The sequence below is a fragment of the Sulfurimonas paralvinellae genome (assembly GCF_014905135.1).
Classification (GTDB): Bacteria; Campylobacterota; Campylobacteria; order Campylobacterales; family Sulfurimonadaceae; genus Sulfurimonas; species Sulfurimonas paralvinellae.
In genome coordinates, this window is the sequence record NZ_CP041406.1 from 1,184,287 (window position 1) to 1,199,106 (window position 14,820).

14 protein-coding genes are annotated in these 14,820 nt (G+C 38.2%); 2 read left to right on the forward strand and 12 right to left on the reverse strand.

What is annotated here, in order from left to right; translation table 11 throughout:
- Positions 1-59 precede the first annotated feature (59 nt).
- From FM071_RS06210 to FM071_RS06230, 5 genes are all read right to left on the reverse strand, one after another.
- Entirely contained in the window at positions 60-2,186 is a 2,127-nt protein-coding gene (locus FM071_RS06210; protein ID WP_283949400.1) for a methyl-accepting chemotaxis protein, read from the reverse strand.
- Positions 2,187-2,284: 98 nt separating this feature from the next.
- A complete protein-coding gene (locus tag FM071_RS06215; RefSeq protein WP_193109894.1) occupies positions 2,285-2,593 on the reverse strand; it encodes a sulfite:cytochrome C oxidoreductase subunit B in 309 nt (102 codons plus the stop codon).
- Positions 2,594-2,602: 9 nt separating this feature from the next.
- A complete protein-coding gene (locus FM071_RS06220; protein ID WP_193109895.1) occupies positions 2,603-3,799 on the reverse strand; it encodes a molybdopterin-dependent oxidoreductase in 1,197 nt (398 codons plus the stop codon).
- Positions 3,800-3,870: 71 nt separating this feature from the next.
- Positions 3,871-5,178, reverse strand: coding sequence for a M23 family metallopeptidase (locus FM071_RS06225; protein WP_193109896.1), 1,308 nt, complete (start codon positions 5,176-5,178; stop codon positions 3,871-3,873).
- A complete protein-coding gene (locus FM071_RS06230) occupies positions 5,171-5,674 on the reverse strand; it encodes an HIT family protein (protein ID WP_193109897.1) in 504 nt (167 codons plus the stop codon). The genes FM071_RS06225 and FM071_RS06230 overlap by 8 nt, the downstream gene beginning before the upstream one ends.
- Before the next feature lie 44 nt (positions 5,675-5,718).
- Between FM071_RS06230 and FM071_RS06235 the strand changes: the two genes are divergently transcribed.
- Both FM071_RS06235 and FM071_RS06240 read left to right on the forward strand, forming a co-directional pair.
- Positions 5,719-6,762: an inorganic phosphate transporter gene (locus FM071_RS06235; protein ID WP_193109898.1), complete on the forward strand. Its 1,044-nt coding sequence runs from the start codon at positions 5,719-5,721 to the stop codon at positions 6,760-6,762.
- Positions 6,759-7,385, forward strand: coding sequence for a DUF47 domain-containing protein (locus tag FM071_RS06240; RefSeq protein ID WP_193109899.1), 627 nt, complete (start codon positions 6,759-6,761; stop codon positions 7,383-7,385). Before FM071_RS06235 ends, FM071_RS06240 begins: the two co-directional genes overlap by 4 nt.
- An 8-nt stretch (positions 7,386-7,393) precedes the next feature.
- Here the strand turns inward: FM071_RS06240 and FM071_RS06245 are convergent, their stop codons facing one another.
- The 7 genes from FM071_RS06245 to FM071_RS06275 form a co-directional block, all read right to left on the reverse strand.
- On the reverse strand, positions 7,394-8,677 hold the full coding sequence (locus tag FM071_RS06245; protein WP_193109901.1) for a TRAP transporter large permease: 1,284 nt from the start codon (positions 8,675-8,677) through the stop codon (positions 7,394-7,396).
- Complete coding sequence (locus FM071_RS06250) at positions 8,674-9,159, reverse strand: TRAP transporter small permease subunit (RefSeq protein ID WP_226960501.1); 486 nt, start codon at positions 9,157-9,159, stop codon at positions 8,674-8,676. The genes FM071_RS06245 and FM071_RS06250 overlap by 4 nt, the downstream gene beginning before the upstream one ends.
- A 14-nt stretch (positions 9,160-9,173) precedes the next feature.
- Positions 9,174-10,973, reverse strand: a complete 1,800-nt coding sequence (locus FM071_RS06255) for an Lnb N-terminal periplasmic domain-containing protein (protein WP_193109902.1) — start codon at positions 10,971-10,973, stop codon at positions 9,174-9,176.
- Between the two features lie 90 nt (positions 10,974-11,063).
- Positions 11,064-11,510, reverse strand: a complete 447-nt coding sequence (locus FM071_RS06260; RefSeq protein ID WP_193109903.1) for a DUF3015 family protein — start codon at positions 11,508-11,510, stop codon at positions 11,064-11,066.
- Positions 11,511-11,571: 61 nt separating this feature from the next.
- Positions 11,572-13,017: a Mur ligase family protein gene (locus tag FM071_RS06265; RefSeq protein WP_193109904.1), complete on the reverse strand. Its 1,446-nt coding sequence runs from the start codon at positions 13,015-13,017 to the stop codon at positions 11,572-11,574.
- Between the two features lie 3 nt (positions 13,018-13,020).
- A complete protein-coding gene (locus FM071_RS06270) occupies positions 13,021-13,755 on the reverse strand; it encodes an EstV family lipase (protein WP_193109905.1) in 735 nt (244 codons plus the stop codon).
- Entirely contained in the window at positions 13,755-14,798 is a 1,044-nt protein-coding gene (locus FM071_RS06275; RefSeq protein ID WP_193109906.1) for a D-alanine--D-alanine ligase, read from the reverse strand. The genes FM071_RS06270 and FM071_RS06275 overlap by 1 nt, the downstream gene beginning before the upstream one ends.
- Between the last annotated feature and the right edge of the window lie 22 nt (positions 14,799-14,820).

Consider the following 14,820-nt stretch of genomic DNA (forward strand, 5'->3'; position numbering starts at 1 on the left):
GTTTTTGTTGTAATTGCAGGGATTTTTTATTTTGTTTTAAAATCTGACAAGAAAAAGGACTAAACGCCTTCTTTCACCATCTTATCTAAATAATCAAATAGTTCAGATGAAGCTTTTTCCGCATCTTTGAACAACTTGATGATCTCATCAATATCTTTACTGTCTATTTTGCTCATCGCTTTTGCGATATCTTCATGAACTTTTTTATGTGGCTCTAATATAGCTTTAAACGCACTACTTTTGCCATAGTGTGTTTTTCCTTCGTCTGCATACCATTTACCAAATCTGCATTCTGTATAGTCTGTAGGTGTAAAATTGAGCTTTCCTTCAATCATAGAAGAATAAGCATAGTTTTTGTAAACCATATGATCGAGTTTTGCCATATTTGCAAACAGTTCCTGCCCAATAATTTCATTGTCTTTAGTAATAACTTTACTATTTTCAATGAGCTGCGTAAGTGTCGTAATAAATGCATCAAGTGTATTTTGGGATTCTACAGAGTGTTCTTCTATTTTTTCACTGTTCTCACTCATATTCATAGAATTTTGCTTCAAGACACTGATATTTGCTTCAACTTCACTTGTCGCTTTTTGTGTACGCTCTGCGAGTTTACGAACTTCATCGGCAACAACAGCGAAACCTCGTCCATGTTCACCTGCACGTGCCGCTTCTATGGCTGCATTAAGAGCCAAGAGATTTGTCTGATCAGAGATATCTTTTATCAAAGAAATCACATTATAAATCTCTTCTACATTCGTGTTAAGCTCTTCAGACGAATTTCTTGATTCTGTAATCATTTCAGTGATATTATAAATGGCATTTTTAATGTTATTCGTAGATTCACTGACTTCCTGCACAACTTTAGCTGTTTCGGCATTGAGTTCGTTTGCCTGTGTTACACTCTCTACACTCTCAGCCATACCTCTTCGAAGGTTCTCAGCATTGTTAACAGCACCGCTTATCATCTCGGATGATAACGCAAGTGTAAGCTTGTTTTTCTCTCCAACTGCTTCAGCTACTTTGGCAGCTTCTTCCGCTTTTTTTGCATCTGTTTGAGCATCAAGTGCTATTTTTTCCACTTTATCTAAAAATGCATTGAAACTTTCGCTTGCATGACCGAGTTCATCATGACTTTTAATCGGTAAGCGTTTGCTAAGATCCGCATCACCCTGTGCCAGTTCATTGGCAACATTATCAAGATTGATAATTGGTTCTGTCACTGATTTTTTGATCACAATAAGCAAAAAGATCAAAATTAACAGGTCAATGAAAGACATAATATATACCTGCATCAGCAGTGAGTCTTCAGATTGCGCTATAACGCTGTTCACTTTTTCCAACTCTTCTGCAGCAACGGCATAGCCTACAATTTTTCCGGAAAAGTCTTTAATAGGTTCAGATACTGCAAAATATTTATCTGTAATCTGAAATTTACCTGTTTTATCAAGCTGCATATTTTGAAGATCATTCATTAAAACAGGGTTAACAACATTTTTTTTCACGGCAAGCGTATATTTGCCAATTTTCGGAGCATCTTGCAACTTTGTAGCAACAGAAAGAAAATCATTTTTCATAACAATGATAATATCGTAGCCATTATTCTTTTTAGCAGACTTTATAATAGAGTTCAAACCCTGCATAAATTCTACAGAACCTAAATATTGACCATTTTCAATGACAGGGGCAAGTCCTCTTAAAACCAAACCTGCACGACCAAGTTCAACAGCGACAATCGGTTTCTTTTGCTGTTTTACAGCTACTATCGTATGTCGAAAACCACTGAGATCATCACCAAATTTATTCGGCTTCCATGCTCTTAAAAAACTGTGAATATTTGCATCGTGGATATGTACTTTGATATTTTTAAATTTAGTATAGTTTTTAAATTCGGTGGAGAGGTCTTTTAGACCCGTTATGGCTATTGTTCTGTTATTTTCAAGTAATGCGCGGATGACACTGTAGTTTTTAGAGATATTGATGGCATTGGTTATACCTATGTCTTTTTTTGCATTCATAAGTTCTATGTATGTTAAAGAAAGTGTTTTTTCCTCTTTGGCATACACATCGCTTGTCAACTCTTTGATTGAATAAAAGTAGTTGATAAGAACTATGATGAAACCTAGAACTATAGAAGCTATAAGCGGGATATGTATCTTTTTACTAATTGACATAGATTTAAAATTCATTGTTGTCCCCTTTTTGTACATTTAACACTGATTTTATCACCCTATAGTAAAATCAATGTTAAATATAAAATACATACTTAAAATAGCTCCCAAAGGAACTATTTTAATTTTCCGTTACCGTAATGCTTGAAAAGATAATCTGCAATTATTTTGTGATCTTCTTTTGTAATAGGTGCTTTGAATTCATCAATCATTTTATCGATCTTTTTATTCCAAAATTCCTTTGACTGCGGCCCTTGATTTAAAATATAACCAAATGAGTGACACATAAGACAGTTTGCCTGAACAGTATCAAAACCATGACCCATTTTAATCTCATACGAGATATAAGGAACTTCCATATCACCTTTGAGCTGTGCAAAAAGTGAACCTACCGATAATACAAGTAATAATAATATTTTTTTCATTTTTTTTCCTTAGATAACTTCTACTGTAACTTCATCTATGCCGTTATATTTATAACCACCGCGATTCCATTTGATATCTTTTGCAAATGGCTGTTCATCACCAAGATAGTTAACAGCTTTAGCCATAAATGTCACTTTACCATACTCAGTAGGCTTATATGCATATCTAAATTCAGTATATGCATAACGGCCATGTCGCTTCAATTCTGCTTTTTCCCAAGTTTTACCGCCGTCAGCCGAGATAAGAACTTTTTCAATACCATGACCACCGTCAAAAGCAACACCACGTACAACTACATGAGAGTTATGATATAACTTCATACCGTTTTCAGGATATCCTATGACAGATTTAACATTCATATGCGTAATAGGTTTCGTCTTTTTAACAAGATGTTGTGGATCTTCACTTTCAGTTGCATTATCCGGAACACGGTATGCCTTATCCATAAAGAAAAGAGATTTGTACTTGTCTGTTACCGTAATGTTGTTAAGCATCTTAACCCAGCTGTCTGAATAATATCCGGGAATGATAAGACGAAGAGGGAAACCATTCAAGTATGGCAGATCTTCGCCATTCATCTCATAAGCTACGATAACATGGTCATCAAGCTCTGTAAGTTCCAACTCTCTTACAAAGTTCGGTGTTTTATAGTATGCCGCTTTTTCTGCACCGTTAAATCCTATCCATTGTGCCCCTTTTTGCAGTCCGGCACGTTCTAAAAGGTCAGAGAGTCTTACACCTTTCCATTTTGCACAGCCCATAGCACCGCTTCCCCATTGAATACCGCCAGGGATTGGAGTAAATGCTGAACGAGAGTTACCACCGCATTGAACGACTGCAGTCACTTCCACCTGTTCAAAGTCATTCTTCAACTCTTTTACACTGATCTCAAGTTCTCTTTTGACCATACCGTTTATCTTGATCTTAAAACTGTCCAAGTCAATATGCGTCGGAATATCCGGCATATGCCAACGAACAAAGAACTCGTCATTTTCAGTAATACCTCGTGTAAAAGTACTTCTAGGTGATTCCAAAAGTGGTGGTCTGTCTGAATATGTAATCATTGGACGTTTTTCGGGAAACGCCATTTTTGCAACTTTTCTATTGTCTATCGGCTGATGAGTTTCACCTGCTGATAGAGTCGTAGAACCCAAAACCGCAGCAGATGCTGCGATCGAAGTTTTTAAAAACTCTCTTCTCTTCATTAAGTTTTCCTTATATTTTATAAATATGAGATTTATTATATCTACCTATTTTTAAAGCTACGTAAATAATATTATTTCGCTCGATAATATGTGCCTACTTTAGGATTCGTTACAATACCTTGAGTAGAAATAAACCGTATCGGCAAACTTCTTGTTTTTAATTTATCTGTTGCTTTAAATACAGCGAAGTGTAGATGTGGACCACTTGTATAACCTGTATTTCCAGAGTATCCAAGTGGATATCCCCGCTCTACTTTTTCTCCTGTATGAACTAAAACTCCCCTCTTCTTAAGATGATAATAGGTACCAAAAGTTCCATCACTGTGCAGAATAGTTACATAGTTACCATATTTTGCAAATGCTTTGGCAAAGCCATGCTTGTCTGAATTATCTTTTGTCTTGACAACTACTCCTCCACGTGCGGCATATATCTTCGTCCCGACATCCATCATAAAATCTACTGCATACTGAGAATGCCCCTTATGCGTACTTTTACCATTAAATCCTTGTGAGACCATATGTGATTGACCGATAGCGTAAGGTAATCTGTAAAGATAATTATTATCATGCCTTGCATCCTTTGAACCCAATATCCACCGATAACTTACAGCATATTGTGCAAACGGAGCCTTGAAATAATATCGTGCATATCGCACGGTACTGTCTGCCCCAAGTACAAAAAGATCTTCTTTATACTTTACTGCCTTAATATTTTTATTTTTTGATTTTACTTGCAAAGTCACGTCATAGAGATTTTTGTTCGTAAAAAAAATATCTGTATATTTCTTCGTTTTTTTAACACTTGCAAAAACATTTTTACTACTTTTTTTGTTGATTGTATGAGAGCTTAGTTGTGATGATTCTGTCTGATTAAAGAACTCTTCTGAAGACCTCTCAAGCAAATTCTCTTCTTTGATAATTTTTTCTAAATAGTGATTTTGTTTTTTATACTTATGTTTTTGATAGTACTTTATAGACTGCTCACGCAAAGCTCTTGGTGAAAGAAGACCATCAACTTCATGAGAAGTTAATGAAATAAATTTTTCAATATCATTATCCCGAATACTCTTTGTTATTTCAACACGAATCAAATGAACAATATAGTCATACTCTTTTTGCAGATTTCGTAACTTTTTCAGATATTCCAGCTTTTTCTGTCGAACATCACTTTTATCTACATTCATACCCTCACGCAGAAGATTTTGTGAATCTTGTATATATTTTTTTACTTTTCCACTCAATACTTTACTGTCTGAAAAATATTGCAGCTCTTTAGAAGCCTTATAGAGTGGCGTTCCCATCGTATCAAAAGTCTTAGGGTATTGGGCTGCCTGTACTGCTGCAAATAGCAGAAAAATCAGCAGAAAATTTCTAAACAATATCACTTACATACTCAGGTATCATACTTTTTATCTTGTCATATATCTTCTCAAAATCAGTCGAGTATACCCGTGTTTCTCCAATGGATGTTATGAAGTTTGTATCTCTCTCCCAACGTGGAACCAGATGCATATGAATATGCTCGGCTATCCCCGCTCCGGCTGCAGCGCCAAGGTTCATGCCGATATTGACACCTTTTGCACCAAAACCTTCTTTTAAAAGCCGTACACCTTTTTGTGCCAGTGCAGACATATGCAGCCATGTCTCGCTTGACAGCTCTTCGAGTTTGTCCGTGTGTATATTTGGAATGATCATAAAATGTCCGGGAGTATACGGGTACTTGTTCATTACTATAAAACAGTGTTCATCTCGGTAAAGCACATGCAGCTTATCATCTTCTTCTGCGTGAGCGGCAATATAGCAAAACACACACCCTTCTATTTTTTCGTTTGTCACATACTCATCACGCCACGGTGCATATAAAATTTTATTCATTTTCTTCTCTTTTATATTATTCATAAAAATTGTACAATAAAGTTATGGATTTAACAACTTTTCTCATTATTGCCACTGTTATAAGTGTTTTTATCTTTGACTTTACAAACGGTTTTCATGACTCGGCAGATATGGTGGCAACAGCCATAGCCTCACGTGCCATGCGCACAAGTACGGCCATAGCACTTGTCTCTATCTTTACATTCTTGGGACCACTTATTGCCGGACTTGCCGTGGCAGATACTGTCGGAACATTTGTCAATATCTCCAATGCCCCTCTGCGTGATGCACAGGCACTTGTGATTGCCGCCCTTTTGGCAGCAGTCACTTACAATCTCATAACATGGCGTTTTGGACTACCCTCCTCTTCATCCAACTCGCTTGCAGGCGGACTTGTCGGTGCAGGACTTTTCATTGTTGGAAATACTCAGATAAACTGGGGCATAGAAGCGATGCAGCATGGAGAACTGACAGGTGTTATGAAAGTGGTCGCAGGTCTCTTTGCCTCTCCTTTTTTGGGTTTTATCATCGGTTTTCTTATTATGAAACTCATCTTTTTTGTCTTTAAGCGTTTTACCATGCAGATACGCCCTCTTTTTGTCATTTCGCAATACTTCAGTGTCTCCTGGCTCGGCTTCTCTCATGGAGCAAACGATGCGCAGAAAGGAATGGCTATCATTGGAATGATGCTCTTAGCCTCCCATGAGACACAAACATTTACCATCCCTCTATGGGTCATTCTCATGTGTACAACAGCTATAACACTCGGAACGATGTTTGGCGGCTGGAGCATTATAAAAACACTCGGTTTTGAGCTTTATCATGTCAAGCTTATACACTCTGTCGCCAATCAGCTCGGAGCCGCTTTGGTAAACACACTTGCAACTGCCATTGGTGCACCGACATCAACGACACAGGTTGTGACTGCCACACTTTTAGGTAACGGAGCAGCCGAAAAACCCTCACATGTCGGATGGAAGCGTGCCGGAGAGATCATCCTCGGATGGCTTATCAATGTTCCTGTATCTATGGGGTTTGGTGCACTTTATTCCTACCTGTTAATAAAAATCTTAGGAGTTTTTTCATGATAACATCATTTATTAAAAAATACATCTTGCCAAAAGAGGTTGATTTTCTCTCAGCGCTCAATGAACACGCTATGACCATTAAAAAGATCACCGATGATCTGTACCGGTGCTTTTTAGAAAACGATGAAAAGAGCTGTGAAGCCATTTTACAAGATCAGCATAAAGCAAAAGAGATTCGTGACACCAATATGAAAGATCTTCTCGATACCTTCATCACGCCTTTTGACAGAGAGTCCATCTACCGTGTCATTACGGAACTTGACTGGATCGCCATTAGTGTCCGGCACTTTGTCATTGAAGCAAGAGCCTACAATATTGTGCAACTCGATGATGATTATGCAGCTCTGATTAAAAAGATACAACTGCAAGCAGAACTGCTCACAGCCGGTTTTAAAACAGTAAAAAGTTCAGCAAAGAAGACAGCTGAAAATGCACAGAGAGTGCGTGATACCTATGATGAACTGATGGATACATATGTCTCTCGTATGGCAGCATTAGCACAATGTGAAGATACGCATAAAGTCTTTATTCACAGAGAACTTTTAGCACAGCTCAAAGAAATAAGTAAACGTATGCGTATGTGTGCCAACTCACTCGAAGATATCGTTATGAAAATGTCTTAAAAGTACTCTTAAATAAAGGCAAAGACAAGATCAGGGAAAAGAATGACAAGGCCAAGACCTAAAAGCTGCAACAAAATAAATGGAATAATTCCTTTGTAGATATCCATGGTCGTGATGCTCTTACCGGCTGCACCTTTTAAGAAAAACAAAGAAAGTCCAAATGGAGGCGTCAAAAACGATGCCTGTAAGTTCATGGCTATAAGTACCGCAAACCAGATAGGATCGATTCCAAAAGCTTCCATGACAGGCACTAAGATAGGTACGATAATGAAACTTATCTCGATAAAGTCGATAAAAAATCCAAGTATGAAGATACTAAGCATCGCTACACCTATGAACACCCATACATTACCGATATCGTGAGAGAAAAACTCCAGTATAAGGTCAGTCCCTCCAAGCTCGTTAAAGACCAGACTAAATGCCGTAGCACCGATAAGAATCATAAATATCATCCCAGAGAGCTTCATTGTCTCAAAGAGAGCATATTTTATCATTTCAAAATTGAGTGTTCTGTTTACTCCGGAGAGAATGAGACCGCCGACAACACCAAAAGCCGCCGATTCAGTCGGAGATGCTATACCGGCAAAAATACTCCCAAGAACCGCCACCATTAAAAGCAATGGCGGGATTATAGCTAGCAGCAGACCAATAATATTAACCTGCTCATCTGTTATGATTGCCGGGGCATCTTCTTTGTTTATGTACGCACGGATCATTATGTACGTTATGTAGAGTCCGACAAGTGTCAAACCCGGCAGAACGGCTCCCATAAAAAGCTCACCTACACTCACGCTCATAACATCACCAAGAACAATGAGAATGATAGAAGGCGGAATGATCTGCCCAAGTGTACCGCTTGCTGCGATAGTTCCCGATGCAAGCCCTTTGTTATAGCCGGCTTGGAGCATCAAAGGAAGTGCTATAACACTCATCATAACAACACTCGCTGAAACAATTCCTGTCGAAGCCGCAAGAATAGCACCAACTAAAACAACACTCACGCCAAGCCCGCCACGGACACCTTTAAAAAGTGAGCTCATAGACATCAGAAGTTTCTCTGCCATACCTGATTTTTCCAAGATGAGTCCCATCATGATGAAAAGCGGTACAGCCATCAGCGTGGTATTACTCATAATGCCATAGATACGAAACGGCAGAATGTTAAAGACTTCAAATCCGACATCTGGAGTGAAGAATGCAAACATCATCGCTACACCGCCAAAAGCAAAGGCGACAGGCACTCCAAAAAGAAGCAGTAAAAGAGCGACTGCGAACATAACCAGAGCTATCACAGTTCTCTCCATCTTTTTATGTCACTTAAGAGCTCTTTAAAAGCCTGCAATGCTAAAAGCATAAAAGCAAGAGGCATCAAAGACTTGACTATCCAACGGTATTTCAACCCTCCCGGATCACTTGAAGCCTCATGCTGCACATAACTGAGTTCCACAAAACCGATACCGATATAGATTATTAAAAAAGAGAGCGGCAGTACAAAAAGAACAAATGAAAGTATATTGATAAGTGCTTTTGTTTTCTCTGAGAATCTGTCATAAAAGATATCGACACGGACATGGGCATTGTTTCGTAATGTATAGGCAATACTCAAGAGTATCACAACATCAAAGAAATGCCATTCCAACTCCTGCAGAGCCGTTGAACCTTCAGAGAAAAGATAACGGCTTGTTGCATCAAAAACAACCAGAATTACTAAAAGTGCTAATATCACTGCTGTTAAATATGCCACATATTTTGTAATACCGTCTATAAATTTCACTCAAAGTCCTCTTTTTAAAAATAATACTTCAACATCAACCTAAAGATCTGCTCATCTCTTGTAATGTTTTTGGATATTTTATCTTTATAATCGTATTTTAGCACTATTTGCTTATTTTGAGATATTCTATAACCCTGTGCAGCTTTTATAAGCAGTTGTTTATCACCGCTGTCATATACTCTTTGAGTAAATTCTACATTGGTGTTAAAATCTTTATATTTATCTATTTTTGCACCTATACTTCCACCGACACCTGCATGAAAACTACTGTTTTGGTAGAGTATGGGATCAACCATTCCATAGAAAAAACCGATATCATTTCCCCAGGAAAAACCGGCACCGACACTCAGCCCAAATGTAGGATCTTGCGTGAGGTAGTCATTATCCCAGCCAATCTTAGTTCGCCACGAAAAATTCTTAAAAAAAAGACTTCTTTGAGCAATCGAAACAATGGAAATAATAGTTGCTTCTTCGATTTTTGTCTCTTTTTTTGAAGTTGATGCCAACAGGTTCATAAACTCTATCTGTGTACCCCGTAAAAATCCGTAACTACTATCTTGGAGATCATGATATGCCGGACGAATACCCAGATAACCAATAAAGTCACCATCTTTAACACCCAGACCAAACTGTGCACGAACAGCTCTATGCCCGTCAATTGGATTTGGCGGAGTTTTAATATCCAAAGGTTTGGTTATACCAAGTTTTGCACGCTCTGACGTCATTTTATGAAAAAGTTCAAGATAAGTATCTTTTTTAATCTTCCCACGGCTGTATTGATATTCCAAATACTCCACGCCGCTCTCTAAAATATAGCGCTTTTGATCGATACTGATTGTTTCATCACTCTGAATATCTTCTGCTTTTTTATCTCCCTCAACAAGTTCTATGGGCAGTTCCTTATATTTCTCATCCAACAGTATCTCATACTTAAGAAGTTTTGTTCGTTTTGACGGTCTGTAGTTCTCCTGTGTAACAATTCCTGCTTGTTTTACGACATGAACCGTCTCCAATGGAATAACCTGATAGACAAAATGATCTCTTAAATGGAGTGTCGGTCGGGCAGCTTCAAGCAGCCAGAGCATATTGTAAGAGCAATTTTCCGTAAAGAAGTAGTAATAAGAATTTGTACCATTTAATTCCCAGATATGACGAAACATACGCACTGTCTCTTCTTGCGTAAGATTAAGATCATACTCCCATATATCACGCTGCTCGCTGTCACGGTACTCTTTGAGCTTTTCATAATATGGAAGAAGCGAATATCTGCCGTAATAACCGCCTACAAGACCTTTAATGGCAAAGACAACACCATTTTCAGTCTCGGTATTTGCATTGGCAGCATAATTGACAGCATAAGATAGTAGTTTAGAATTGTAAGAGGAGTTGATTCTTAAAAAAGTATGCCCGAACATAGAAGCCGGAGAGTTGATGTGAGCGGCCGGAAAGACCATCGTTGTCGATTTAGGATCTACTCTTGCAAAGATTTTATCATACTCTTTACATATGGCTGTTGGAAAATCATCTGCCTGCAGCTGCTCTTTCAGCCAAGCATATCGTGCCGGAAATTTACAGATACTGGAGTTGTCATCTTTGACTTCATCAGAAAAAAATGCATCAAGCGTTGCTGCAAGTTCATGTTCAGGATTATTCTTTCCATCTTTTGCAAAGAAAAAATTTGGATCGTCTATCTCACTCTCATCATCGTTTGTATGAAGTAAAATATGCCAGTAGTGTTTTTTTGAGAGTTCAAGTTTTTGAGCTTTATTTTTATAATTTTGAACACTGTTTGCACAGAGAAGTGTTGTACTCAAAAGTATAAAAACTATACGTAGAAAAGAGTTAATGATAAAACCTTATTCAGAAGAAGTTCTCACGCAGAATATCCTGCGTGAAGAGTGGAATTATAGCGCTGTAGTAGAAATATTATCTAGAACGTCAGCCATTTTAACTGATTTGCTGCTATAGATTTTGTTATAGTTTGCTTGAAGTGCCGCATTGAAAGCTACTTTATCTTGAACTTTTAAAAGCTCATCTAAAGTATCTAATGATTCACCGTGACCAACTGCAATCTCTTTTGCTAAGATGTCCATGTTAGAAGCAACGAACTCTTGTGCTCTTTCATTCATTACAAGTTTTGTTTTTTTACATCCAGAAGTTCCTGAAGTAATACCGAAAGTCTGGTTTCCAGATGTACCGTTTGTTGTAGCTTGAAGTGCAAGCATAACTGCTGATGAATTATCTTTGATAATTACTGAACCTAAACCACAACCTGTTTGGCTGTTTACTGTAGCGAATGCCGCTGAACTTAATGCAGCTACTGCTGCTAGACTTACTAACAATTTTTTCATTTTAACACCTTTTATGTAAGATAGGTTATTGTAAACAAACTAAGCTTAATAGTTTCTGTGATTAAATGAAATTGGGAGCATCGTTGGCAAAAAGAATAATATCACCCACTTTTGTCTGGTTTGCTAGCACGTCCGTCAATGCAGTTTTATCTGCAAGCATAATTTTAGTAGCAACTTTGAGATTTTTTTCAAAGAGTTCCGCATTAAGCGCACCTGTAACAATGACAATATCAAAGACTTCGTTGATAGCATCGATAAGCTTCAAGTTAAGCTCTTCACTACTCTCCACTAAGCCTGGTGTCACAATGACCTTTCTACCCTCATGAGTAGAGCAGAGGCGTATGCCTTCAAGCATTCCGTCAATATTACCGTTATAACCGTCATCAATAATTATTTTACCTCCGGCTTTTATAAGCTGCAGTCTGTGTTCGACCGGTTCAAGCCTCTCGACCGCTTTTACGCTCTCTTCATCACTCATGCCAAAGAGTTTGGCTATACGCACCGCGACAGCGATGTTCATTGTCTGAAATGCACCCAAGATATTAGTATGCAGTGCTAATTTTTTACCGTCAAGTTCCATCGTAAAGTCAATACCATCGAGTGTCGCTTTTACATCTGCTATCTCATCGCCGAAAAAGGTCACTTTTTCATGCGGCTCATCCGTTACAGAGGAGTGAATAAAAGCATGCTCAAGTCTTGGAGATTGCATTATCTCGAGTTTTGTCCGTATGATATTCTCAAGTGTTTTAAAGTACTCTATGTGTGCTTCTCCCACACGTCCGACAACAACCGTCTGCGGTTCTAAAAAAGTCGTAATCTCTAAAATATCTCCAGCTTCACGTGCACCCGCTTCACAAACATAGACTTCTACATCCTCACGCAGATTATTGTTCACATCGGCAACAATACCACCGATGGTATTGACACTTCTTGGCGTTGCATAGACATTGTACTTGCGTGAGAGTATCTGCGCAACAAAGTTTTTAATACTTGTCTTGCCGTAACTCCCCGTAATACAGATGATTTGAAGATCTTTCATATTTTGAAGTTTTTTCTTCGCTTCTTTTTTATACATTGTAAACAGAAACTTCTCAATAAGAGTTGAGCCGATATAAGCAAAGGCAAGCGGCATTAAAACACCATATATTTCACATCCGTATTTCAATGTGCAGATAATGTCCTGAAAAAGCGTAAGAGAAATAAGCAGAATCAAAAATCGTTTGACACGCCAGGTGAGTACGAGTTTCTTATCAAGTCCTTTGTACCATATAATGATGGCTGGCAGGACGGCAAAGACAAAAAAGATAGTAAAGAATTTACCTGTCGTATAGTAAGCCACAAGAGGAATGATGAAGTATAAAATGTGCCAATGTGGTTTATGGTGTTTGAGAATGACTCTCTCTAATTTGTAATCATACCACTGTAGATTCGTTATGAGATACCAGCCAAGCAGCGTGACAAAAAGCACATTAACGACAAAAGCTACGAATGTTTCATAATGCTCCATCGCTTAATGCCCTATGCTTTTTAAGAACTCTTCTTCAATGATCTTTGAAATTTCTCCTGCATGATTCATGAAAAAGTAATGATCCCCATCATAGACTTCAAGTCGTGAATCTTTTGTGAGTTCATGGATCTTTTTCGCAGCACTAAGCGGTGTAGCAGTATCGTCTTTTCCCCAAAAGAGAAGTGCTCTTCCCTCATATTTTGCAAACTCGTCAGAAAAATCTTCATTGACAACGTTTTTAAAGGTCTGGTACATGTATTCGCTGAGCTGTTTCGCGTCATCGGCAACAAAAAGAGAGCGTAGTTTTGAAAACCCGAACACTTTAAGCAGTTTAAAGAGTGCTATTTTCGTTTTGACCTTGAATGATTTTTCTTGATATATTCCCGCACTTGCCACAAGTACCAAAATCTTAGGCTCCAAAAGCAATGCGACCTTACCGCCAAAAGAGTGTCCTAAAATAATGTCTTTTTGTGCATTGATATGAATCATCAAAAGCTCAACTATTCTTGCGACATCAACCGTTGTAAGCTCCATAGAACATGTTGAATTGCCAAATCCGGGAAGGTCTATGTAGATATGACGGAATCCGTTCATATAGTTGCCAAAACTCTGTTTCATCAGGTTTTTATTACTGCCCCAGCCATGCAGAACAATCAAGTCTACTTTTGCTTCAGGGTTGAGTATTTCATAACTTATGTCAAACGTATGCTGTTTAAACTGGATGGACTTTACGGCCATTATTTACCTTTTGCCTTTGAAATCGAGTGAATGTACTCATAAGAAACTTTCGGCCGCTTTGCGTGAGGCAGAGAGCTGCTGAGAGATTCGATCACTTTTTCAAAATCTTCAAAAAGATAGTTCGCCATCGAACCTGGAATTGGATTGATCTCATTGAGCATCACTTCATCATTATGGACAAAAAAGTCACAACGGATGAGTGCCCCTTCAAACATTCCTCTATAAACTTTATCAAAATTCGCTTTGAGACGTGCTTCAAGCTCTGTAGAAATATCGGCTTTCAATACTTGCTCAGAGCGTGAAAAGTCCATATATTTTTTTTCAAAATCCAAGAACTCCTCTTTATACGGCTCTTCTACTATGGAGTAATGCATAGCACCATCAGCGAAATATCCCGCCAGATTATACTCTTTGACACCTTCTAAAAAAGGCTCGACAATGACAACAGAATCAAACTCAAAGGCAACATCAAGCGCATAATCAAGTTCACTCTCATCTTTAACGATGCTTACACCTATTGAGCTTCCAAGACGGGTTGGTTTTACAATCAAAGGGTATGAAATGGAGATATTACCCAGCTCATCTTTATGTGCCACTTCATAACGGACACTTTTTACATTAATCGCTTCACAAAGATACTTTGTATAGCGTTTGTCATAAGAAAATATACAGGCATCAACACGAGGACCGATGTACTTGATAGAGTAAAAGTCAAGCAGTGCCGCTATCGTTCCATCTTCACCGTCTGCTCCGTGAATGAGATTGAGCACAACATTGTTATGCTCAACTGCACCGCCGAATACACCTTTTTTCTGTGCAAATGCACCATGCGTGAGTGTAAGCTGCGGCATTTTTTTATGTTCACCTTTGGAGAAAGTCACAGCTTTCATCTTTGAAGGATCGATCAAGTAAAATGTATGATCACTGTCACAAAAAACAAAACTCAGATCAAACCCTGCTAGTTTCTCCTTGATAGTAATCGCACTTACAATGCTGATCTCATGTTCAAAACTCGCCCCGCCAAATAAAATTGTTAATTTCAATATATGATTCCTTCTTTAATAT

Bases quoted from the DNA above. Each gene is read 5' to 3' on its own strand.
- FM071_RS06210 (WP_283949400.1), bottom strand. From the start codon at position 2,186: ATGAATTTTAAATCTATGTCAATTAGTAAAAAGATACATATCCCGCTT.
- FM071_RS06215 (WP_193109894.1), bottom strand. From the start codon at position 2,593: ATGAAAAAAATATTATTATTACTTGTATTATCGGTAGGTTCACTTTTT.
- FM071_RS06220 (WP_193109895.1), bottom strand. From the start codon at position 3,799: ATGAAGAGAAGAGAGTTTTTAAAAACTTCGATCGCAGCATCTGCTGCG.
- FM071_RS06230 (WP_193109897.1), bottom strand. From the start codon at position 5,674: ATGAATAAAATTTTATATGCACCGTGGCGTGATGAGTATGTGACAAAC.
- FM071_RS06235 (WP_193109898.1), top strand. From the start codon at position 5,719: ATGGATTTAACAACTTTTCTCATTATTGCCACTGTTATAAGTGTTTTT.
- FM071_RS06240 (WP_193109899.1), top strand. From the start codon at position 6,759: ATGATAACATCATTTATTAAAAAATACATCTTGCCAAAAGAGGTTGAT.
- FM071_RS06260 (WP_193109903.1), bottom strand. From the start codon at position 11,510: ATGAAAAAATTGTTAGTAAGTCTAGCAGCAGTAGCTGCATTAAGTTCA.
- FM071_RS06265 (WP_193109904.1), bottom strand. From the start codon at position 13,017: ATGGAGCATTATGAAACATTCGTAGCTTTTGTCGTTAATGTGCTTTTT.
- FM071_RS06270 (WP_193109905.1), bottom strand. From the start codon at position 13,755: ATGGCCGTAAAGTCCATCCAGTTTAAACAGCATACGTTTGACATAAGT.